The organism is Asaia siamensis (assembly GCF_014635085.1).
Classification (GTDB): Bacteria; Pseudomonadota; Alphaproteobacteria; order Acetobacterales; family Acetobacteraceae; genus Asaia; species Asaia siamensis.
On the sequence record NZ_BMCH01000004.1, the window covers coordinates 124,881 to 149,094 of the forward strand.

9 protein-coding genes and 1 pseudogene are annotated in these 24,214 nt (G+C 55.4%); 9 read left to right on the top strand and 1 reads right to left on the bottom strand.

Features of this window, described 5'->3' with window-relative positions:
- Nucleotides 1-54: 54 nt before the first annotated feature.
- The 8 genes and pseudogenes from IEV53_RS08720 (at nucleotide 55) to IEV53_RS08750 (ending at nucleotide 9,186) form a co-directional block, all read left to right on the top strand.
- Nucleotides 55-1,257 carry an acetate/propionate family kinase gene (locus IEV53_RS08720; protein ID WP_188426403.1) on the top strand — a complete coding sequence of 401 codons (1,203 nt, stop codon included), beginning with the start codon at nucleotides 55-57 and terminating at the stop codon, nucleotides 1,255-1,257.
- Nucleotides 1,254-3,626: a phosphoketolase family protein gene (locus tag IEV53_RS08725; protein ID WP_188426404.1), complete on the top strand. Its 2,373-nt coding sequence runs from the start codon at nucleotides 1,254-1,256 to the stop codon at nucleotides 3,624-3,626. Before IEV53_RS08720 ends, IEV53_RS08725 begins: the two co-directional genes overlap by 4 nt.
- A complete protein-coding gene (locus IEV53_RS08730) occupies nucleotides 3,626-4,438 on the top strand; it encodes a Cof-type HAD-IIB family hydrolase (RefSeq protein ID WP_188426405.1) in 813 nt (270 codons plus the stop codon). Before IEV53_RS08725 ends, IEV53_RS08730 begins: the two co-directional genes overlap by 1 nt.
- Nucleotides 4,439-4,466: 28 nt before the next feature.
- Nucleotides 4,467-5,102: a glutathione binding-like protein gene (locus IEV53_RS08735; protein ID WP_188426406.1), complete on the top strand. Its 636-nt coding sequence runs from the start codon at nucleotides 4,467-4,469 to the stop codon at nucleotides 5,100-5,102.
- A 662-nt stretch (nucleotides 5,103-5,764) separates the two neighbouring features.
- Nucleotides 5,765-6,511, top strand: a pseudogene (locus tag IEV53_RS14950) (transposase).
- 801 nt (nucleotides 6,512-7,312) lie between these two features.
- A complete protein-coding gene (locus tag IEV53_RS08740; RefSeq protein WP_188426407.1) occupies nucleotides 7,313-7,876 on the top strand; it encodes an RrF2 family transcriptional regulator in 564 nt (187 codons plus the stop codon).
- Nucleotides 7,873-8,265, top strand: a complete 393-nt coding sequence (locus tag IEV53_RS08745) for a cupin domain-containing protein (protein WP_188426408.1) — start codon at nucleotides 7,873-7,875, stop codon at nucleotides 8,263-8,265. The genes IEV53_RS08740 and IEV53_RS08745 overlap by 4 nt, the downstream gene beginning before the upstream one ends.
- A gap of 12 nt (nucleotides 8,266-8,277) precedes the next feature.
- A complete protein-coding gene (locus IEV53_RS08750; RefSeq protein ID WP_188426409.1) occupies nucleotides 8,278-9,186 on the top strand; it encodes an NAD-dependent epimerase/dehydratase family protein in 909 nt (302 codons plus the stop codon).
- 1,384 nt (nucleotides 9,187-10,570) lie between these two features.
- On the opposite strand, the gene IEV53_RS08755 is transcribed toward IEV53_RS08750, so the two are convergent.
- Entirely contained in the window at nucleotides 10,571-10,894 is a 324-nt protein-coding gene (locus IEV53_RS08755) for a hypothetical protein (RefSeq protein ID WP_188426410.1), read from the bottom strand.
- A gap of 1,347 nt (nucleotides 10,895-12,241) precedes the next feature.
- On the opposite strand from IEV53_RS08755, the gene IEV53_RS08760 reads away from it, so the two are divergent.
- Nucleotides 12,242-24,184: a DUF4347 domain-containing protein gene (locus tag IEV53_RS08760; RefSeq protein ID WP_268234638.1), complete on the top strand. Its 11,943-nt coding sequence runs from the start codon at nucleotides 12,242-12,244 to the stop codon at nucleotides 24,182-24,184.
- Nucleotides 24,185-24,214: the final 30 nt, after the last annotated feature.

Sequence of the window (24,214 nt, forward strand, 5' to 3'; positions counted from 1 at the left end):
CGCGGTTTAACACTCGGATGTCGGCAATGGCGCCGGGTATTTCGAGGACGGTACGTGTCTCACAGCAGAACCATTCTTACGCTCAACTCGGGCTCATCGAGCATAAAGTTTGCTCTGTTCGACGAGGCGAGTGCGACTGAGCGATTGCTCTCGGGGTTGGTCGAATACCAGCCCGGGGGCGCCATCTTGACGTCGCGTACTCCGGATGGAGTCAGCAAGCGTATGGTGATCGAGTCTGGTGATAACCAGACCGATGCCCATGGTCAGATGATCCGACATGTCCTGAACTTCGTCGAAAATCATGATAGCGGTTCAAGCATTGCGGCTGTCGGCCACCGTGTGGTCCATGGTGGGCCCCATTTCGAGGGTCCGACCCGTGTCGATCGCGAGGTAATCGGGCAACTTGAGGCTCTCGTGCCTCTCGCCCCCCTTCATCAGCCTCCCAGCATTGCTCCGATGCGCCTGCTGATGGAGCAGAAGCCAGACCTGCTGCAGGTGGCGTGTTTCGATACGTCATTTCATCACACTATCCCGACAGTGCGCACGCGTCTTCCTCTCCCGGCAGAACTGCTCGACGGGGGCGCGCGCGTCTATGGATTTCACGGGCTTTCCTATGATTTCATAGCGAGTGAGCTTGAGGCGCGTTTCCCCACCATCGCGCATAAACGCGTTCTCGTTGCGCATATCGGCAACGGTGCCAGCCTTTGTGCCCTTGTTCATGGGCGCAGCACTGCGACGACCATGGGGCTGACGGTTCTGGATGGCCTGATGATGGGAACGCGCTGCGGAACCATTGATCCCGGCGCCATTCTCTATCTTCTGCAACAGAAAAACATGTCGCCGAAGGAGGTTCAGGACACTCTCTATTACAAGTCCGGACTGCGCGGTGTTTCCGGGCTTTCGAGCGATATGCGTGTCCTGCGCGAAAACGACGCCGACGAGAATGTGCAGCTTGCGCTCGATATGTTTGTCGAGCGTTTCGTGCAGCAGGCAGGTGGCCTGATCGCCCAGATGGGCGGGGTCGATGCCATCGTCTTCACGGGCGGTATCGGACAGCACGACGCCGCTTTCCGGCGCGCTGTGTGTCAGAGACTCAAATGGCTCGACGTTCAACTCTGCGAAGACGCGAACCTTGCAGGCCGTCCCACGATCAGCCAACGATCGGGACGGGTCATGGTGCTGGTTGTTCCTGCGGATGAGGAAACAACAATCTTTCGCCAAACAAAAAAAATAATGGAAGGAAGTCACAAGTCATGACCGAAAAAGGTCCGCTTTCAACAGCGCAGCTCGCTCTTTTCGACAAGTGGTGGCAGGCTGCAAATTACCTCTCGGTTGCCCAGATCTATCTTCTGGACAACCCGCTCCTGCGTGATCCGCTCAAGATCGAGCATGTGAAGCCACGCCTGCTCGGCCATTTCGGCACGACGCCTGGTCTGACGCTGCTTTATCTGCATCTCAACCGCATCATCAAGGAGCGCCAGAAGAGCGTGCTCTTCATCGCAGGTCCCGGCCACGGGGCTCCTGGCGTTGTTGCGGCAACCTATCTCGAAGGCACCTATAGCGAATACTTCCCGGAAGTTTCGCAGGATGTCGAGGGCCTTGGCCGTCTGGTCAAGCAGTTCTCGTTCCCCGGTGGTATTCCGAGCCATGTGGCGGCGACCACACCCGGTTCGATTCATGAGGGCGGTGAACTCGGCTATTCGGTTTCCCACGCCTATGGTGCGGTACTTGATAACCCTGATCTGGTCGTTGCCTGTGTCGTCGGCGATGGTGAAGCCGAGACGGGGCCGCTTGCGACCTCCTGGCACAGCAACAAGTTCCTTGATCCGCGCAATGACGGCGCCGTTCTGCCGATCCTGCATCTGAATGGCTACAAGATCGCCAATCCGACGGTTCTGGCACGTATCCCGGAAACCGAGCTGCTCGATCTGTTCCGTGGCTATGGCTACGAGCCGATCATCGTTAAGGGCAGCGATCCTGACGTCGTGCACCAGGCGATGGCGAAGGCCATGGACGAGTGCTTTGACAAGATTGCGGAAATCCAGAAGCGCGCACGTACCGAAAACTCGGGCGAGCGTCCTACTTGGCCGATGATCATCATGCGCACCCCCAAGGGCTGGACGGGTCCGAAGGAAGTCGACGGGCAGCGTTGCGAAGGCTACTGGCGCTCGCATCAGGTGCCGCTGACCGACATCGAGAAGCCGGGCCATCTGAAGATCCTCGAAGACTGGATGCGCAGCTACAAGCCTGAGACGCTTTTCGACGAGAATGGTCGTCTGCACGCTGAAATCGCAGCGCTTGCGCCTGAGGGCACACTGCGCATGAGCGACAATCCTCATGCCAATGGTGGCCAGCTGCGCCGTCCGTTGCGTATGCCGGATATCGAAGGTCACGCCCTGACAGTGCCGTCACCCGGCGCTGTTCAGGCTGAAAGCACCCGTATTCTCGGCTCGTGGCTGCGCGACGTGATGCGCATGAATCTCGAGAGCCGCAATTTCCGCGTGCTGTCGCCGGATGAGAACAATTCGAACCGTCTGAATGACGTGCTTGAAGTGACCAATCGCGCCTGGACCGCAGAGACGCGTTCTTACGACGATCATCTTGCTCCCGATGGTCTGGTCATGGAAATTCTCAGCGAGCACACCATTCAGGGCTGGCTCGAAGGCTATCTTCTGACCGGTCGCCATGGCTTTTTCTCGTGCTACGAGGCCTTCGTCCATCTGGTGGACTCCATGGTCAACCAGCATGCGAAATGGATCAAATCGGCGAAAGAAGTTCAGTGGCGCCGCCCGATTGCCTCGCTGAACTACCTGCTGACTTCACATGTCTGGCGTCAGGATCATAACGGCTTCAGCCATCAGGATCCGGGCTTCATGGATCATGTGGTGAACAAGAAGGCCGATATTGCCCGCGTGTATCTGCCGCCCGATGCAAACACCCTGCTGTATGTGGCCAAGCACTGCCTTGAAAGCTGGGATCGCATCAATGTCATCGTGGCCGGCAAGCAGCCCGAGCACCAGTGGCTCGATATGGACGCAGCCATCGCTCATTGCAGCCAGGGTATTGGTATCTGGCAGTGGGCGAGCAACGACAAGGGTTATGAGCCCGACCTCGTGATCGCCTCTGCTGGTGACGTCCCGACGGTTGAGGCGCTCGCAGCCATTCAGCTTCTGCGTGAACACACACCTGACCTCAAGGTGCGTTTTGTGAACGTGGTTGATCTGATGACCCTGCAGTCGCCCAGCGAGCATCCTCATGGCCTGGACGATGTCATGTTCGACAATCTGTTCACCAAGGACAAGCCGGTACTGTTCGCGTTCCACGGCTATCCGCAGCTTGTGCATCGCCTGATCTATCGTCGCAGCAACCGTGCAAACTTCCATGTGCATGGTTTCCGCGAGGAAGGCACTACAACCACGCCGTTTGACATGACTGTGCGTAACAACCTTGATCGTTACCACATCATCCTGAACGCCGTGCGCCGTGTGACGTCGCTCTCGGGTCATGCGGCCTATGTCACGCAGATGATCAACGACAAGCTCGTCGAGCATAAGCGTTATATCGCCCAGTATGGTCAGGACATGCCCGAAATCCTGAACTGGAAGTGGCAGGGGAACAGGGGCTGATGTCGGGACCGGTTCAACTCGTCCTCGCCGATGTGGACGGCACGCTGGTTACTCAGGACAAGATCCTGACGCCACGCGCCATCCGCGCCGTCCATGCCCTGAGAGATCGGGGCATAGGATTTGCCATTACGAGCGGCCGCCCCCCTCGTGGCATGGCGATGCTGATTGAACCCTTGGCGCTCGAATTGCCGATCGCCGGTTTCAATGGTGGCGTTCTGGTCCATCCGGACTGGAGCGTCATCGACACCAAGCGCCTGACCCATGCCCAGGTGGATACGGTTCTCAAGATCATTCGTGATCATGGGGCCGATCCCTGGATCTACACCAGTCATGACTGGTTCGTGAGCGACTGGGATGCCCCTCATGTGTCGCGTGAGGAGTGGACAGTGAAATTCGCCCCGCGCGTCGATGATGTCTCAAGGCATCTCGACGATGTGGTGAAAATCACCGGGGTCAGTGACGATCTCAAGCTGATGCAGAAACTCGAAAAGGACCTGCAGGAAGCTCTCGGAAAGACAGCCTCTGCGGCGTGTTCGCAGCCCTATTATGTGGATGTCACCAATCGTGACGCCAACAAGGGAGGGGTTGTTACCACTCTTGAAACCCTGCTCGACATTCCCGCATCAGCAATGGTGACGATGGGCGACCAGCCTAACGATATGCTGATGTTTGCAAAGAGCGGTATGTCGATCGCCATGGGGCAGGCCAATGACACGGTCAAGGCTGCAGCAACTCACGTCACCTTGTCCTGTGAGGATGAAGGATTTGCGATCGGCCTCGAACGCTATGTGCTTGGAAACGTTACCGCCTGATCTGCCTCACAGAACAGGATAGTGCCCAGTGATCGATCTCTATTATTGGCCGACCCCCAATGGCCACAAGATTACGCTGTTTCTTGAGGAGGCCGGTCTCGATTACCGGATTATCCCGGTGGATATCGGCAAGGGTGACCAGTTCAAGCCCGATTTTCTCAAGATCTCTCCTAACAACAAGATGCCGGCTATCGTCGATCATGAGCCGGCGGATGGCGGTGCGCCGCTGAGTGTCTTCGAGTCAGGTGAAATCCTGCTTTACCTTGCGGAAAAGACGGGGCGTTTCCTTTCGTCTGACCCTCGCAAGAAGATTGCGACGCTCGAATGGCTGTTCTGGCAGATGGGAGGTTTCGGACCGATGCTCGGCCAGAACCATCACTTCGCCCTCTATGCTCCAGAAAAAATCCCATACGTGATTAAGCGCTACCAGGATGAGACGAAACGCCTGTACGGGGTGCTCGAGACGCGACTGAAAGCGCAGCCATTCGTCAGTGGGGATGAATATGGCATTGCCGATATGGCGACTTATCCCTGGACGCGCACCTGGAAAGAGCAGGGCATCAATCTCAACTCTTTCCCCATGATCAAGGCATGGCGTGAGGCAATAGAAGGCCGTCCCCCAACGCAGCGTGCCCTTGCGAAAGCTGAGGAAGTGAAGCGCTAAGCCAAGATTACGGGCTGGGGGCCGTCACAGCTCCCAGTCTGTGATCGACACGCTTCCGGGCCCCATGACCGAATTGAGGCGTTCGATGCTTAGCCAATCAAATACAACGTTTCCCTCTTTGGCAGAGGGTAGCAAGCGAGTGACAGTCCTGGCTCATCGTCGGTCAGACCATTTTGCGTTGCAGCGATTACGGCGCGCGGCGACGATGCCTGCTCCATGCCTGCCGTAAGCCGACAACATGGAGCAGCCCAATATTGAAGCACATGGAAGAGCTCCAGAACCAGAAGTTCATAGTTCTACCGGGGAAGCAGATCTGCATCGGTGCGAAGGCTATCCCGCGCAAAAGATAGAAGGCGGTGATGCCGCAGAGTATGGTCCGCTGCAAAGGAAGTGATGGCAACACACTAGCACCGATCGCGCGATACAGGACAGGCCCAAACCAGATGCATGCTAGATGCAGCAGTGCCGCAGAGGAACTGCAACAGGGGGCGGAAATTAAGATCATATTTTAGCTATAATTCAGAATAATTTTTACATTAAAGTATTAAACTGCAAATACTTCTACGATATGGTGCAGAAAGGCTATGTCCTCATAGCCTTTCTTTAAAGCTTTTGATGTATGATTCAAGCTTTGGATCTGAACGTCAAAACAGGAATTCGCAGTGGCCAGGACTGCCCGAAAGACGAAGCGCTGTTCGTCCGACATGATAGGCGAGGAATAGGAGCGGTTCGCCCGCCCGATGCATGAAGCGGAGCATATGGGTCGTCCGCCGGAAGTCGAATTCCGAGAGGTGTTCAAACTGGTACGCTATCTGGCCCGCTCGGGCTGCGGCTAACTCATGCTGCCGTTCCCTTTCCCTTTCGGCCACTGGTGCACGATCAATGGCAGGTTCCGCGAATTGACGCGAGGGTTTTTGCTTTAAGACCATCCATGACGGTGAACCTGTGCTCGACCAGAAGTGAACGGGGGAATAAACGAGCCCAACAGCCGGGCTAATCTACAGCCAAAGCATAGAGGACAAGCCCTCAAAAACAAAAGATTATGATGCTGGTGAGAAGATCGTGGGCTGTAAGCGCCATATCGCCATTGATCCTGGCGGGCGTCTTCTGATGATTATTTGCTTTCGACCGAAATCTCAGCCACTGCCGCCGCTGGGTCGATCCTAGATGCGATTCGCAAGCGCTGGCCATGGGTCTAAAGCATCTGCCTGCCGATGGTGCCTATGCCGGCGTCCAACTGGTGGATAACCCAGCCGACCGAATTTCATCGTCTAGATCATGGCCGCTGTGACGGAACGAAGGTCTTCAAGGTTCTGCCCCATCGATGGGCTGTGAAACGCACCCTTGACTGGATAACTCGCTCGCGGGGTCTCGAACGGGACTACGAGCGCCACATCAACGCCTTATAGCCAATGACCCTCGCAGCTAAGGGGGCTTACCGTAATCGCGGAAACGCTTATCCATATTGCCCTAAGCAGGCCTGAAAGTTGAGGTTTGATAAAGAACATTTAATGAAGTATTTTTTTGTATATTTATATCGAATTTATGTCACGGATAAGTAATTCGTATTGCCGCAAATGATGCTGATAGTTGATGAAAAAATGTATTACAATGAAGTCGAAATGGAAGAATCTGCAAGATAAGCGGTGTTTTCAGAAGGAACGCCAAACCTCGCTTCAGCATCTCTATATATCAACAGGAATGTCATGAATGTCTCTTTCGTTTTCAAATAGCCCCCAGACGAAATCGATATTGAGGCAATTGAGTTGATCGTGACTTATATTTTTTCCAATCTTTGGAGGTGGATCGGAAAAATCCAGACCGAGTGGAGTGTGTCGGGCGAGGTTCACCCAAAAGGGGGTGGAAAACAGATCTTTTGCCGTGATGCGTAGGCTTTAAACGAGGATCCATCGAAATATTTTCTGTTTTTTGGTGGAACTCTTATTGTTCGTTCGGTCGAACTTGGTTCGGCGAAAGCTTCGTCAAAGCACTCTCGCAGTTGCAAGCTCGGCTCACGATTGGGTCGGACGCAGCACAGCGTTTGGACGTAAATTTTGCTCAGCTTTCGACTGATGGACGCAGGCCGCAGCTCATACAGGATATTGGGTCGTGCGGATCTGTTGAGGTGAACGGTTAGATGGCACACTTCCACACGTCCAGTCGGAATGAGCCTCTTGCGAATCATAACGCGGACTCATATAGTCCGCGTTATGGCACTCTACGGCGCAAGCACTGAATATGTTCTTCACAGCCTGATCTGGCTTGTTGAAAACAACGAACCCGTCAGCAGTCTCGATCTGGCTGAGTTGCAAGACATACCTGCAGCATTCATGGCCAAGCTTCTCCCGAAGCTGGAAAAAGCTGGGCTGCTTGTTGCGTCCGAGGGAGTGCGGGGCGGGTATAGTCTTGCCCGGCCTGCCAGTGAGATCAGCATTCTGGCGGTGGTCGATGTGATTGAAGGGCGAAAAAGCCTCTTCAATTGTCAGGAAATCAGAGGCCGATGCGCCTTGTTTGCCGAAGACCCGCCGCGATGGGCAACCCAGGGCGTCTGCGGCATTCACGCCGCCATGCTGCGCGCCGAACAAGCGATGCGACATGAGCTGGCACAAATCACGCTGGCGGATCTGGCCGGGCAGGTGCGCGAAAAGGCCCCTCCGCATTTCATTGGCGACGCACAATCCTGGTTCGATTCCAGGATCAAGACACGTCGTCGTGGTGCCGCACGCAAAAACAAATCTCTGAGAAACAAAACGACGATAACGAGGTCATCATGAAGAAATATCTCTATACAGTTGCAGCCCTTCTACTCCTTGCTGGAGCTCAGGCACGGGCAGAGACGCGTGTAACGCCCCTGATAACGCACGATCTTTCCGGCATTCCAGGAAAGGAGGGAGCTATGCTTGTGGTGGATTACGCTCCTGGAGGCAGCGACCCGATCCATCGTCATAATGCCTCGGTTTTTGTGTATGTGCTTGAAGGGTCGGTTGTCATGCAGGTGCGCGGCCAGAAGGCGGTAACGCTGACGAAAGGCGAGACATTTTTCGAAGGGCCGAATGACGTCCATCTCGTTGGGCGAAACGCCAGTCAGACCAAACCCGCAAAATTTCTCGCCTTTTTCGTCAAGGATGCGAGCACGCCATTTGTCCTGCCGGAAAAACACTGAGGGTTATCTGCTATGAAAATATTCGTTGCAGGAGCCACAGGCGCTTTGGGGCGTCCTCTGATCAAACGTTTGCTCGCTGCCGGTGTCGAAACCTATGGATTGGCGAGCAAGCCGGCAAGTGCCGCCCTTATGGCTAGCATGGGTGCAACACCGATCAGCGGCAATGCCCTTGACCGGGAGAGTCTTTTTGATGCGTTGCGAGACGTGCGCCCTGATGTGGTTATCGATCAACTGACGTCCTTGCCCTCCGATCCTGCTGAGATGCCTGAGCGGTTACCTTTCGATCGGCAATTGAGGCTCGAAGGGGGGGGGAATCTTTTCGCCGCAGCAGAGGCTTTTGGTGTCAGGCGCTATATCCAGCAATCATCGGGTTTCTATCTCGACGGGGAGGGACAGCTTGCGACCGAAGCTTCGGCACTTCGTATTGCGGCCCCGGGGCACATAGGGCAAAGCGCGAAAATGTACGCAGAACTTGAGCGCCGGGTTCTGGGGGCGCGGTCGATGGAGGGGGTCGCCCTGCGCTATGGCTTCTTTTACGGTCCGGGCACGTGGTACTGGAACAAGGGTCCGCTTTGCGAGCGTATCAGGACGGCGCCCAGCCCGATCTTCGGGGCTGGGAGCAGTAAATTCTCGCTTGTCCATGTTGATGACGCAGCGATGGCTACCGTGTCTGCATTGTGCGCACCGTCTGGCGTTTACAACATTGTAGATGATTACCCGTTGGAGGTGACAAAATTCATTGCAGCTCTCTCAAAATGGCTCGGCGGGCCGCCGCCCCAAAGGATCGGTGCATCGGAAGCCCTGAAGACGATGGGCGCGGAGGCGCTTTATTATCATAATGAGCTTTCAGGAGCAGATAATCGAATGTCAAAAAAGGCTCTCTCTTGTGAGTTCCGGCACAATCCATGGCTTGCTTCCTGAGTATCCACCAGCTCATATTATGGCAGTTGCTTCAGTTGCCTTGCGGAACCTCGTTATGGGGCAATTACATTGTCCGAAGGGCGAGCGGGCTTCGCGTCTGGTCTAAACGTCTCTGAAAAAACGTCGTGTTGAGCGCCGGACATTCTCCCTGACCGTAGCGTCAGTTGCCTTCCAACAGGGCGCGGCAACTGCGCAGGGTTGCCTCACGGCTGCGAATACTCAGCTTGTTGTCTTACGAACTGCTGCGCTGGAAGACAGCTTGACGATAAGCAGTTTCTACGGGAAACCCCAATTGCAAGCCCGAGAACGATTTGGGGAATGCTGCGCCTTTGACCCCCTGCGTCCGTTTGGCTTAAGTGGTCAGGCTGTGGATTGCGCATGCAGATGATGTGTAGATTGTTGTCGATTGAGCATTTCCAACTTGCTGTGCGCCGCAAATTGCCCTGTTGGACCTGCCTTGCGGAAGGAAGGGGAAGGGAGCTGTCTATCATCTTCGCAAGCGCCAAGGGGGTTCGACCTTAGTGCACATGACTGTCGTAAGACTCGTTTCGGAATGTGATAACATCTCTGTCTAAATCAGGAACGAATATCTTTGGGAGGCTCTCCTAGGTTTCGTCCCACGAAGCGTCCATTATAGTGTGGATCTGCGTTTTCCGAGCCTCCCTATAAGGTACAGTCAGGGTCATGTCACAGTAGGAGCGAATACTGCACTGCGTTATGAGGTTATCTCGCAAGGCTTCAGGTATGTCCGCGACTTCGAACATCTTACCTCCACCAATCTCTTCGCAATAGCTTTCGAGACCTGTGACATGGCACTGCACGAGTTTCAGGCGTAGCTCGACGGGGTGTCTCGCCAAGCTGGTGCGACGAGAGGCAACGCCAGCTAAAGCCAATGCCGATAGGATGAGTGGCACAACGACGTAGTTTCTACGCATTTTACCTCAACAGGCTGCTGCCATTAGGTGAAATGTCAGTCGTTAAAAAAACGTGTCCGTGCTGCACTTTATCCCTTGCGAGGCGCCTCACTCATCAAGCCTTATTTTTTTTTGGTAGAACTAGCCTCGCCAGAAGGACGACAACGCAAGCGACGAGCATCACATTAGCGAGGAGTAACACTCTGTCCTGTATAAGGCAGGTTCCCTCGAGGTTGAGAACCTGCAGCAGGCACGAAGCAGCCCAAGCCAGACCAGTCGCGCAGAAGAGGATGATTGATTTCGTCATTGCCGGTTGCTTACGCTGTTTTTTACCATTCGGGAAGCGTATTATTGCGAATCCATTACAAAAAAAGGCATAAAAGACAGGAATATCAAACGATCCCTCTCTTAAATTTTGAGAACTTCCCGCATTTCGGTGGGATACGGTTCTGGTTATAGTGGATCGGGCCTCACATCGTCAGTTTCCACTCCATTCGAACGATCCGACAGATACCTTTTTTAATGCTGATATCTGACGGCACCGTGAGCACAACATCACAAGGGATAGTCGCCCCGCATTCCGTTAAAAATTGCTCCCGATATTCCTCGGGGATCTCCGCTATTTCGAAACCGTTGGCACCATATTTTTCTTCGCAAAGTCCCGTTTTATCGAGTGTGTGGCAATTCACATCTTTCAGATTTAATTCTGCTGTGTGCTCCTGCTTCTTGTGGCAGGAACAAAGGCACGAGGTAAAAATCATCGCCGTAGCCATGGTTGTGATGTGAGATTTCATAATGCGCCCTCGTGACAGTGAGGCGACATGAGCGCGGTTAAATGGTTAACGAAACGTTCTCTGTCGCAGAAAACTGTGAATGTTGCATTGTCTGGGAGCGATATTTTCACTTAGACGGCCTAGGCCGCGCCGTGATGATCACGGATGGCGACGACGAATTTTTCCCGAGGTTGCTGCCGCATTCTGTCAATTATTTTGCGCGGACCGGAACAGGCCCGAGAGGGAACGGGGGTGGCTTCCAGGTCAACATGCGCGGGTATCCCGGTTTTAGGGACGTTGCGAAAGCGCTCGGTTTCATGCCTATCCATATGGACCTTCGTATCGACGCGGCATCTCGCATCATACAGTGAACTGGCTCGAATCTTATCCTTGCTACGAATTTGATGGTTGCCGTCATCTCTTATTGCAGACCTCATCAGTCAAAATATCCTGATTTAGAGCATTTCGAGGGATTGGGGATGTCTCTTGCAAGCCGTATTTGCAAGGCATATCGGTTTTGTCCTGAGAACTGCAGTTTGCAAAAAGCTGCCGTCAAAAATGCGATGAGAGGCATCTCACAAGGTTAGGGGACTTTATAAAACTAGCCGAACACGCTCAGATTGCTTGACTACCGACTAAATCAGATCGCCCATCTGCGGCATTTTGGATGAATATGCATAAGCCTCGGGCTACCTCATCAGCTTATCCTGCGGGTGAGGGACCGCCGCAAATGGCCTTGGACACGCAAGAGACCTCGGTCACGTGATTGGCGATACAATGTGTGTGCAGAGGTCTGATGCTTGGCCTATGAGATATTGTAACGGCAAAGCAGATCATGGCCTAGAATTATATTTTTTAAATATTTAATGCGGGAAATACACAACCGTGTGGATTTTACTCGAATACTTAAATTAAAGAAAGGAATAGATTCTATTTTAATAAGTCATAATGATCTAGAAGGGAGTGCGAGATTGCCATAGATAATACCGTAGTGATTTGGCGTTAAATTAACGTATTTCATGACAAAAATGTGAAAAAATGATGTGCCAAAAAAGTTTCTTATTATCGCTAATTTAATTCATAACATGCAACATATTGTAATCAATGCATATTAATTATCATTAACCAATTGGAAATAGGACAAAACGTTAAAATATGTAACCGCCGTAACGATATTTTTGACGTGGTGGGCGGATTTGAGCGCTGTTGTGCACTCGAACCTCAACGCGGAAAACTCGAGAAGGGTGTGTTTGCGTGCGAAGAATACTTGAACCTCGTAGGGTCTTCGAAGGACAAAATCTTCATCACGAGCACGTTGTGGCACCAATCAGCGATCATCGCGCTGAAGGAATTCGTGTTTCTCTAGGCGTGGAGAGAGCTCCTGAAACCGCATCGCATTCAAGCCGATCTCTCGCCTTTATCGACACGGGGGTTGCCGACTGGAGGACGATCGCTGACGCGTTGCCTACGGGTACGCGGGTTGTGCAGATCGCCCCCGGATCAGATGCGCTGAAGCAGATCACGGACGTTATCAACCAGTCGCAAAATCTCGAAACCGTCAGTTTCATTTCGTACGGTAGTGAGGGAAAACTGTCTCTGGGCAGCGGCTTTGATCAGAAGACGCTGGAAGCGAACAGGGACGAGATAACCTCTTGGTCGTCACATTTCGCCAGTGACGGGCAGATCCTGCTATGGGCGTGCGACACGGGTGAGGGCGCCAACGGACAGAGCCTTGTCAATTCTCTTCACGATCTGACCCGGACCGATGTCGCCGCAAGTTCTAACGCCGTAGGCGTCAGCGCTGAAGGCGGCGACTGGACACTCGAAAGCAAAAGCCGCGAATTTATCGTGCATGACGTTTTCGGCGCGTCTGGCGTTGCAGGATATCACACCGTTCTGGACCAGGCCCAGCCCACGGTCACACTGTCGCATTCCGACAGCGTTGTTCCTGTAGGTGGGACGTTCACCGAAACAATCTCCTTTTCGAACACGGCGTCGAACGCGGTTGGCTACGGTCCATACATCGCGGTTCTGGAGCCGAAGACCGAAGGGAAGAGCGCGGCGTTGCAATCGCTCACCTATCTCGGCAATCCGATGACACTGCAGCGCGTTTCAGTAAGCGACACGATTTCCGGCCATGAGGGTCAGTTGGGGGTAAACAATCCCTATGTCCGCGATGCAAATGGCAAACAGATTTTCATAGAAGCGCCTTCAGGGGCTTCTGTTGGCGACAATATCGTTTTCAGTCAATTGCCCTTCGGAAGCTATTCTCCCGGCCAGCCCGCCGCTGCGATACAGGCAGTTTTCAAGGTTGATGCAACCGCATCTGTTGGGTCTGCAACCCTGCCGATTTCAGCGCTGGGGGGATTTTACCTCGGTCAGGACGCGCAGAACAACCCGTCCGTCGACGCGCCCATCTCAGGCACCGCCGTGACTGATCCGCTCGATACCTCGCTCGTGACAGTCAGGACGATATCTCAGACCACAACCGCCACAGATAACGCAGAGACAGCGACCGGTTCGGATTTCCCGATCACCTACACCACAACCATTACCCCGGCACCGGCCACCAAGGATAACAATGCACCGATCAAGAATTTTCAAACAGTCATTACCCTTCCGTCGAACACCGTTTACCTGCCAGGCTCCACGGCACCACAGGTTCTCTATGCCGACGGGACGGTGGTCCCTGACGCCCAGGTGACACTTGTCTCCAGCGATAACGGTTACGGCGCAAAGTTCAGTGTCACCATCCCGTCGCTCGACGCGAGCGCGACCAATGTCAGGGTCTCATTGCAGGCTTATGTGCCGCAGAATAATGCGGATGGCTCATCGGTTCTCGGCAATTCTGGCGCTTCTGCCAATGTTGCCGCACCCGACGTCACCTACTCGGCTGATGACTGGACTTCCGGTAATGGCACGCAGGTACCGGTATCGGGTAATGGCGACACGAGCAGTGCTGTTGTGACCGCCAAATCGGTTGCGCTGCAGAACAGTTCGCAGGATATAACGACCGGCAATACACCCGGTTATGTCCTGCCTACCGATACGATCAGATATACTGCGGCAATTCAGACCTCGGATTTCAATGCGCTTAGCAAACCGGTCATTACTCAGGACATCGACGATGGCCAGACCATCGATCCGGCTTCCAGTCCGGTCTTCACTTACTCGGTGAAAGGCGGCGCAAAGCAGACGCTGAATCTCGGCACGATAGATAATGCCAGCACCCAGACAATAAATGGTGATAACGTTTATGTCAGCGGTAGCAATAACCTTTGGTCCTTCGAAAGAGACAGTCAGACAGGCCATACAATCGCGCGTTTCGATATCGGCAAGGCCATCGCCGACGGCCTGCTTCCGGCCGGTGCGACAGGTAGCCTGACCTATCAGGCAAAAGCGCTCACCCATTATGCAAATGGCACCGCCACTACCGGTACGCTTCTTGCCGGGTCCGATGCGCTCAGGGGTACGGACAGTGTTCAGGGTGACTATGCCAATGCGGATGGGTCGTCTCCAACGGATACCTCACAGATTGGTGATGGGGGGCAGACAGGGCTGGTCGTTCCCAATGGTAACGCCACGATCAAGGTTGTGGCGGTCAATGGCGCAAGCGCCGACGCAAGCGCTATTCGCCCTGGCGATCAGGTCACCTATGCCCTGACTTATTCCATGCTTTCAGGCAATTACAACAACCTGCACCTGACTTCCTACCTCCCGCAGCAAGTCTATTCCGTTACAGATCCGACCCAGGCCGGTGGCAACGGTACGAGCTATAGCCAGTCAGATAGCAACTCGGGCTTTCCCCCCAGTGGACAATACGCTCTGGTCTCCGCGCCGAAAGGGGTGAGTATCAGCGGCGGCGCAACAGCCAGTGCCGGGTCCAACAGCCTCGATTTCGGCTTGTCGCAATCTTCGGAAACGCCAGGAAACTCCGCTGTCACCATCTATTTCACAACCACGGCCTCGAATGCGCCGATGGCGGATGGTCTACCCCTAACCAATATGGTGCAGGGCGCGCTTATCAATGGCGGCGGAAAAACGGTCGTCTCACAGCAGATTGCGGGCGCCAGACTGGCTGAACCTGCCCTGAATACGGTTACAGGAATCGTGTCTGTGGTGGATGATGGGGGCAATGCCAAATCGCTCCAATACACCAATCAGAAAGATGGCACGGTCGTAGATCCGTCCACCGTGTTCAGCAAGGCTGGGACAACAGGCAACCCTTTCGTCAAGGGCGCTCCTGATGCATCGTCAGCCATCGATAACCTCGATATGATTGCCATCAACGCCAATGCCTCAAAGCAGATCAATGGCGGCGATACGATACGTGTTGCAACAACTGTCAGCAACACGGGCGCCTATGCCGCTTATGACGTCTTTCTTGCAGGAGTCCTGCCGAGCGGGATCACGGTTGACGACGTCAGCAATTTCCAGGTTATAGGACGCGACTCTGACGGCAACCAGATCAACTACTCAACTGACAAGAGCGCCTATTTCAGCTCCGGCGGTGCGCGAATAATTGCGACCTCAGCAAACGATCCCGTCCTCTACGCAACGGGAGATGCAGATCATCGTGACCTGTTGACTGTCATTTACGACATCAAATTGCCGCAGGCGGTGGTTCTGGGCCAGACGCTTCAGAACACAGGTCTTGTCGCAGCATTCTCAAATCGCGCAGGTGGTGATAATTTTGTAGATGGTACAGGCTCCGATCCGGCGGGCGATACACTCACGGATAGCGCGCAAGCCGTACTTGCAAGTCCGACAATCACATTGAGTACGAAATACCCAGCGTATAACAGCCCGACCGGTGATGCCGGCACGAATGTCGTGCCAGGTGAAACGCGTGAAATTACCGCTGTCGTGTCGATACCAGAGGGACAAATCAGCAATAACGGGTCGAATGTGACCATCACGGTTCCTCTGCCCAAGGGTATGATCGTCCTGCCCGGCAGTAAGGTAACTGTCCAGATCGGTGATCCAAACTCGTCAGACAGTTCGTCCGCGAGTTATGACAGCAGCGCCGTAGCGAGCGCGGATGGCAAGACACTCACCGTCTCTCTGGGAACATCCGTCTCTAACACCTCCGATGACAGCAAAAGCACTTACAGCGCTAAGGCCGTCACGGTTGATTTCAAGGCCACTTTTCCCGATGGGCAGGACGACATAGGGGCCGCACCCGATACGACATACGATACTGTCTCACAGCTTATTTATAGTGGTGGCCCGGTAGGCTCTAATTCGCTGCGCTTCACGCAGATTGACCCTGATGTCGTTGGCACCCTCACGAGCGATGGTGGAACTGCGATGTATAGTGGTCAGACAGTGACCTATACATATTCACTGCAGAATAACGGCAAATCGATCGCTGAAGACCTCACGCAGATCCTGTCTCTGAGCAATCTGACCCTCGTCAGTGGCTCAGCGAGCGTTCAGTCGGGATCTGGCGTTTCCATCACTGAAAACAGCGATGGAACACTGACGATCGGCGGTGTAAACAACGCGCTGTCCGTTGGAGCAAAGACTGTCTTCACTTTTCAGGCGAAGGTAAAACCTGGCCAGGCGGCAGGGACGGCAGATACTGTCAGCACCCAGTCCGGCAGCTACAACAGCATGCCGAGTCAGAGCACTGTGGCTAATGCTAATTCGTCGACAGGGCATAAATTCAGCCTTGCGGCCAGCGTTTCAAATACGATCGATACCTATAAAAACCTGCAACTCACGATCGTGGGTGAGTCCAACGGCAACCAGGCCAGTGAATCGTCCCCGCAAACCAGCGTGACGACGCCAATCGGTGATATTGTCCGCCTCAAGGGCTCTGTCGATATCCCCAAAGGATCGAACCATATCGAGCTCTCTGTTTCGATCCCTGCAGGCGTCACAATTCCGACCAATGACGTCGATGCCCTGGTGGGGGATATGCGCGTCGCCTTTCTGAGCACAAGCGGTCAGATCACGTCGTCCACGCTCGACAAAGATGGCACCAATAGTCAGATCCAGGTCAAGGAGAACGGGTCACGCACTGACCCGGCCAATGTTACGCCCACCGCCAAAGTAAATGCCGATTTTGTCAAAAACTCTGTCAAGATATCCAATGGTTATCTGGTAATCGATTTCGGTACCGTCTCGAATGATGACAGCACCTCGGTCGCCAACCAGATCATTTTCGAGTTCAACGGGATTATCGCCAATACGAGCGCCAACACGGCCTCAGGCAAGACGGCCAACACCGAGGCCCTGTATATCGGCGACCGTGCGGATGCGCCCGGTATCGGGGGGGCGCCCTCTGCACCGGTTACGCAGACCGTCGTCGAACCCAGCATATCGATGACGCAGGTGCAGACCGGTTTCGATACCGCAACCGCTACTGCAACCTATACCGTAACCCTCACCAATAATGGCACCAGCCCGGCGTACCGTGTGCAGGTTAATGACCCCCTCGGCGACAATACGACCTATGTGTCTGGCAGCTATACTGGGTCTGCCGATAACACCGTTACGTCTGATACGTCCGGGCTTCATGTCTCGATCGGCAGCATCGGTAATGCCGCCGGCTCCAATAGCATCAGTTACACCTATCAGGTGCAACTGACCGACAAGACGAAGCCGTCGGCAACTCACAACTCGACCGTCACTTATGAAGGCCTTGTCAGCGCATCTCCTCAGACGCTGAACGATACGACCGGCGACAAGGCAAGCTCGGCGACAGGTGGACGTACGGGTGTAAGCCAGACCGATGTCAATAACTACGTCGACACAGAGAGTGTTGGCCTTTCGGTTGTTTCCGGGCAGCTCTTTCAGGCACTCGGCATCAAGGGGGCGGTGCCCAGTTACGACAGCCGCCTTGATACGCCACTGGCAAATGTCACTGTCACTGCAACGGCTGGCAAGATCACCGAGACGACACAGACCGATGCCAACGGCAACTTCACTTTCTATGGGCTGCCTAACGGTCAGGTAACGATCACCGCTCCGCAAACAGCGAACAGTGCTACGTCGAGCCAGAACCTGCCTGCCTATGAGACTAATATCTACGTTACCAGCGGCATCGCTGGTTCAGCCATCTCAAAGTCGACAGCTGCCGGCAATACCATGCCGGATGTCTCGATTGTCTATCGCCTTCCCGATCAGGCACCTGTCATCGCCAATGCCGACCAGAGCACGGTGCTTACGCAGAATGCGGGCGTGGCCGGCGCCATGTTCCACACGTCTTCGGGCGCAACCAGCGCGGTCACAGCATCAGACGCCGAACTGGACAAGCTGATTTCGGTCGACGCGAGCACTTACAGCTATTCAGGCAGTGTGCTGACGGTGCAGCGTTATCAGGCCAATAGGAAAACGCCAGCACCGAACGCAAACGATGTTTATGGCGGGCAGAATGGCCTTACCCTCTCGAACGGTAGTGCCATACTTGGGGGCGTCACTATCGGTACCTACACCGTCAAGAGCGGTGTTCTGGCTCTGACCTTCGGCTCCGGGACCACAAGCCAGACGGTCACTTCCGTACTGCAGAATCTGACGTATGCCAGCACCGCCACATCGACTGACCAGACCCTGACAACGCTGGGGGTCACGATTGATGATCACAACAATGCCAAGGACAACGCCCAAGGAACCGGCGGCATAAAAACGAGCACGCCCGTCTTCACGGTGTTCAATACGGTTGCCACCAAGGCGAACAACATCTCTTTCGACGAGCCGAATAACAGCGCTGCGTCAACTGCGGCGAGTCAGATCCCGCTTCCGGCACTTTCTGGCAATGCTTCAATCAGCAAGGTGTCGCTCTCACTTACAGGCGCTGCATCGGCAGGGGAGGATCATCTTGCCTTCACCGCCAGCGCCGCGACCGGCAATATAACCAGTGTCTATGACGCTGCGAGCGGCACTCTTACCCTCTCATCGGCCAATAACACCGCCACCCAGGTGCAGTGGAACAAGGCGCTCCAAGCGATCAGTTATTATGACAGCAGCGACACGCCCTCGACCGGCACGCGCATGCTGACTCGGACCGTTACGCTTTCGAATAGTAACGTCTTGACGCAGAGCAACGCCGTCACCATTGCCGTTGCCGCCCATGACGATTCACCTGTGCTCGACACGACAAAGCCCGTTGCGCTTGTTTCGGTGAGCGAAAATCAGTCTGGGGTGCCAGGCCTGCCCTCAGGCGCGGTAGGCACCCTTGTCTCGGCGCTGATAAACGCCCAGACTGTTATCGATCCCGATGCCAACAACATTCATGATGGATCAACCGGTTCTGTGCCGGGTATGGTGATTACGGGCGCGAGCACACAATTCGGCAGCTGGTATTACACTGTTGATAATGGCGCGCACTGGCTTGCTTTCAACGCAAGCGCGGCCGATACGGTCTCGAGCACCAACGGGTTGTTCCTGCTAGCTGATTCGCAGACACGTGTAGCCTTTGTGCCAACTGCGCAAAACTTCAATGGCAGCATTCCTAACGCGCTGACTTACCGTGCCTGGGATCAATATGACCCGCATGCAAACGGAAGCTTTGCATCCCTGCCTACTATCGGATCTTTCGGCTCTGGCACCGATGCGGCGGCCTCGTATTCCTCTGCTCTGCAGACGCTGCCGCAGACGGTCATTGCGCTGAACAACGCGCCTATCGCCAACGGCAAGGCATCGCTCGGAGATGGTACAGAAGGTCAGCCCGCTCCCGTGAAAAGTGTGGCGCAGCTGTTCGGTGCGCAGTTCAGTGACACGGCGGACGCCCAGAAAACCGCCGACAACCCGACAGGGTCGGAGGCTAACACCCTCGCGGGTATTGCTCTGGTCTCCAACCCCACGCCAGATGCCGAGGGTCATTGGTCCTATTCGACGGACGGTGGCAAGACCTGGATATTCATTCCGACGGATCTGAGTGAGACCAATGCGCTGGTTCTGGGCAGCAATACGCTGCTGACCTATCAGGCGCCGCCCGATTTCAATGGCGCACCGCAGCCGCTAAACGCGCACCTCATCGATTCTTCATCCCAGATCCCGGTCTATGGTGCGGTAACGGGAGAGGCGCTCGCGGGCACCAGCACGGCGCAAAGAAACGTAGATATCAGCAAAAATCAGGGTGGCGATAGCGCAGTTTCCCTGAATACCGTGCCTCTGGGCACAGCAGTGTCAGCGGTCAACGACGCCCCCATCGTCACCGGCAATGCTACTCTGGCCAATGGAACAGAAGATCAGGGTCCCGAAAGCACGGGACAGTCGATCGGCTCGCTATTCGACACGAAATTCAGCGATCGGGCCGATCAGCAACAGACCGCTGATAACCCCACCGGTTCGCAAGCCAACACCCTCGCAGGGATCGCCATCGTTTCGAACACGACCCCGGTGTCAGAGGGCCAGTGGGTGTACTCGACTGATAACGGCAAAACCTGGTTGCCCGTGGGAAGCGTTTCGGACAGCAACGCTCTGGTGCTTAGCCGGGACATCAAGCTGTCCTTCTCGCCCTCTGCCAATTTCAACGGTCAGCCCGCCCCGCTCGGCGAGCGTCTGATTGATAGTTCTGCAACTCAGGTGTTCGGGACCACCACCGGCGCAATGATCGCTCAGGGTGGTATTGTGCAGCAGGGTGTGGATGTGACCAGCAATGGTGGCACGACGGCTGTCTCTGCTGGCCAGTCATCTCTCGGCGTGACTGTGGCCTCGGTTAACGATGCCCCGGTCGTTTCGACAGATCAGGCTGGCCTGCCGGCTTCCATCGAGCACGGCCCTGTTGTTTCCGAGAGCGTGCTCACCCTGTTCGGTAACAATTTTGACGATACGGCCGACCAGCAGCAGAGCGAGGCCAATCCTGCCGGATCCACAGCCAATATATTGGCTGGTATTGCAATTACGGGCAACACCACCCCGTCTTCCGAGGGGGCGTGGCGCTATTCCATTGACGGGGGCAAGACGTGGGTAGCGGTAGGTACGGTTTCGCCACACTCCGCGCTCGTTCTCAACGCCAATGCGTTGCTCACCTTCACACCGGCGCCCAATTATAATGGCATCCCCATGCCGCTCAGCGCCCATCTGATCGATAGCTCCACGATGCCGGTCTTCGGGGCCACGACAGGGGCGTTCGTCGCACAAAATAATGTTGCCCAACCGGGGGTGGATGTAACCAGCAATGGCGGCATCACCGCCATCTCGTCGGCCAGTGTCGACCTCAGCACGTCTGTCACGGCTGTGCATTCATCACCACGAGCCACAAGCAACGTCGCATTCGGCACAGGGACTGAAGATGACGGTCCCGTTTCCGGCAAAAGCGTCGACGCGTTGTTCTCTTCGTCTTTCGACAGTTCGGCCGACCGTCAGAGAACGCCACAGAACCCGACCGGCTCGGTGGAATCCCACCTTGCGGGTATTATCGTAAGCGGTAATCCGACCCCGGTCTCCGAAGGTTTCTGGCGCTACTCCATTGATGGCGGCAAGACATGGACAGCGGTTGGTCAGGTTTCAGCAGCCAATGCCCTCGTCCTGAGCAAGAGTGCGCTGCTGGATTTTGCCCCAGCTTCCGACTTCAACGGTGCACCGATGTCACTGCAGGTGCATCTGGTAGATGACAGCACCGAACAGGCGACCACCTCGATGAGGGGCTCTGACATTGCGGCGCTGGCTACGGCGCGGCACGATTATGTGCCGCTGTTTGGTGGAGAGAGCGCAGTAAGTGCCGATATAATCGGAATCGAAACGATTATCGCGCCCGTCAATGACGCCCCAATAGCTACGGGCATGGCCACACTACCTGCTGGCATGGAAGATCAGACACCGGTTGCGCAAAGCGTCGCCACTCTCTTCGGTAGCAACTTCGACGATAGCACAGACCAACAGCTCAACGTGAACAATCCCGCGGGGTCGGAGGCCAACATTCTTGCGGGCATCGCCATAACGGCCAATACCACGCCGGTCTCCGAGGGAGTATGGCGTTACTCTACCGATGGCGGCAAAACCTGGACCGCTATCGGTACGGTCTCTGACGCCTCGGCTCTGGTGATGAGTGCCGACACGCTTTTGTCGTTCGTCCCGGCGCCGGACTTCAACGGCCAGCCGCCACCACTTACCGCGCATTTGATCGACAGCTCTACGGTTTCGGTTTTCGGCACCACGACAGGGGCCATGATTGCTCAGGGTGGCCTCGTTCAGTCTGGAGTGGATATTCGCGATAATGGCGGCACGACGCCGATTTCCGTTGCGAGTGTCGATCTCAACACAGCGATCGTGGCGGTAAATGATGCCCCTGTGGCTAAAGGCTCGGCAACACTTCCGACCGGGATGGAAGATATGGCGTCGCCAGCCCAGAACGTTGCCACCTTGTTCGGGGCCAGCTTCAATGATGCTGCGGACCAGCAGCAGAGCACAGCCAACCCGACGGGGTCGCTGGCCAACACCTTTGCCGGTATCGCCATCACGGCCAATCCGACCCCAGTTTCCGAAGGGGTATGGCGCTACTCTACTGACGGCGGGCAGACTTGGACCAGTATCGGAACCGTCTCAGATAGCTCAGCGCTGGTACTGAGTGCCGATGTACTGCTTTCGTTTGCCCCGGCCCCCGATTTCAATGGCGCCCCCCTGCCGCTCAGCGCCCACTTGATCGACAGCTCTGCAGTTCCGGTTTTCGGTAGAACGACAGGCCAAGTCATCGCCCAGGGTGGTGTCGCTCAATCCAATGTCGATGTAAGCCAGAATGGTGGTACGATGGCCGTGTCGGCCAGTACGGTCGATCTCAATACGAGTATTGCGGCCATACCTGATGCACCAACGGCTTCCGGTGTGGCCTTTCTGCCGGGCATAACGCAGGACGGAGTGCCGCAGGGGCAGACGGTCGAAACCCTGTTCGGACCCGGGTACGGAAATACTTCCGACCAGCAGCAAACCGCTATCAACCCGACAGGCTCCGTCTCGGTACCCATTGCTGGTGTAGCCATCGTCGGCAATCCGACACCGACCTCCGAGGGAAGTTGGGTCTATTCCACCGATGGTGGACAGCACTGGATCTCAATCCCGACATCGATCGATCCGGCGCATGCGCTGATCCTGCCGAAGGACGTGCTTATTGCCTTTGCGCCTGCGCCGGATTTCAACGGGGCGCCTCTGCCTCTCGATGGACGGCCGATCGCCACAAATAATGCACTCATCACCCCGGGCCTGGCGGGCAATGCGCTCAAGAACGTTGTACAGAATATTGATCTCTCCAACCCCGATCCCAACGGAGCCGTCGCCCTTGACGCCATTCCACTCAACACAACAGTCCAGGCCAACCTGCTGCGCCCGGAGGTTATGCCCGGTGATGGAAACATCAACGTGCCCAATGGGGGGGGCAACCTTCACGATCTGATTTCCGACCGATTTACGGATTTCAGGCGGAATCAGAAGACCGCGCTCAATCCGACAGGCAGTACAAGCGATGTGTTCGGCGGGATTGTCATCACGGCAAATCCGACTCAGCCCTCTGAAGGTTCCTGGCGCTATACTACCGATGGCGGCAAAAGCTGGGTTGTCATTCCGGTGGAGGTATCGCCGCAGCACGCTTTCGTAGTGCCTGCCAATGCCACGATCATGTTTCAGGGCTCTGGTACTTTTACTGGCAGTGCCACGCTGGAAGCACATCTCCTGCGGAACAATGTGGCCACTATCGGATTTCTCGACACTGGTACCGGACCATTTGGCCATACGTCGGCTCAAGCACTCTTCCTGACCGGCACCGCTGCTGCACAGGATGTTGGTGCACGCTTCGGTTTGCCGCGACTGACAACCGATACACTGCGCGAAGGCTTTTCGGCTTCGGCACTTGCGGAGCCGGTCGTACAGGCCTGGCTTGGCCCTTATGAAAAGACGGGACTGACAGACACACCCTCTGGCTGGCTGCGCGGTACCGACAGGCAGGCTTTCGTTCTCGTGCAGACGCAGGATGCGGTCTCAATTGCAGGCGTGTTCGACAGCAGCGGTCCGCTTGCTGCTCTCGAGATGCGAGCGACACAGAAAAACGGCGCACCCTTGCCAGACTGGATCATCTTCGACCCGTTGACAGGCTGCTTCACCGTTGTGGCCCCCATAGAGGCTCCGGACTTTGTAGATCTGAAAGTAGAGGCACGCGACACTGCGCTTCGCTTTGCCGAGAGCAGTATCCGTATAACGATCGGGCGGGACCCGATGCTGGAGCTTCTTGGTAATGTGCCGGAACTGGCATCCCCGACAACTTTGAATACCGCTACGAATGGTCATCGCCCGCTACGTCATCAGTTGCTGCGCGCTGCGCCCTCGGCGCAGCCCATACCTGGCGGACGTGCAGCGTTACGCGGACGGTCGTGATGCCAGACACTTCTGGAGCCCAGCATTGAC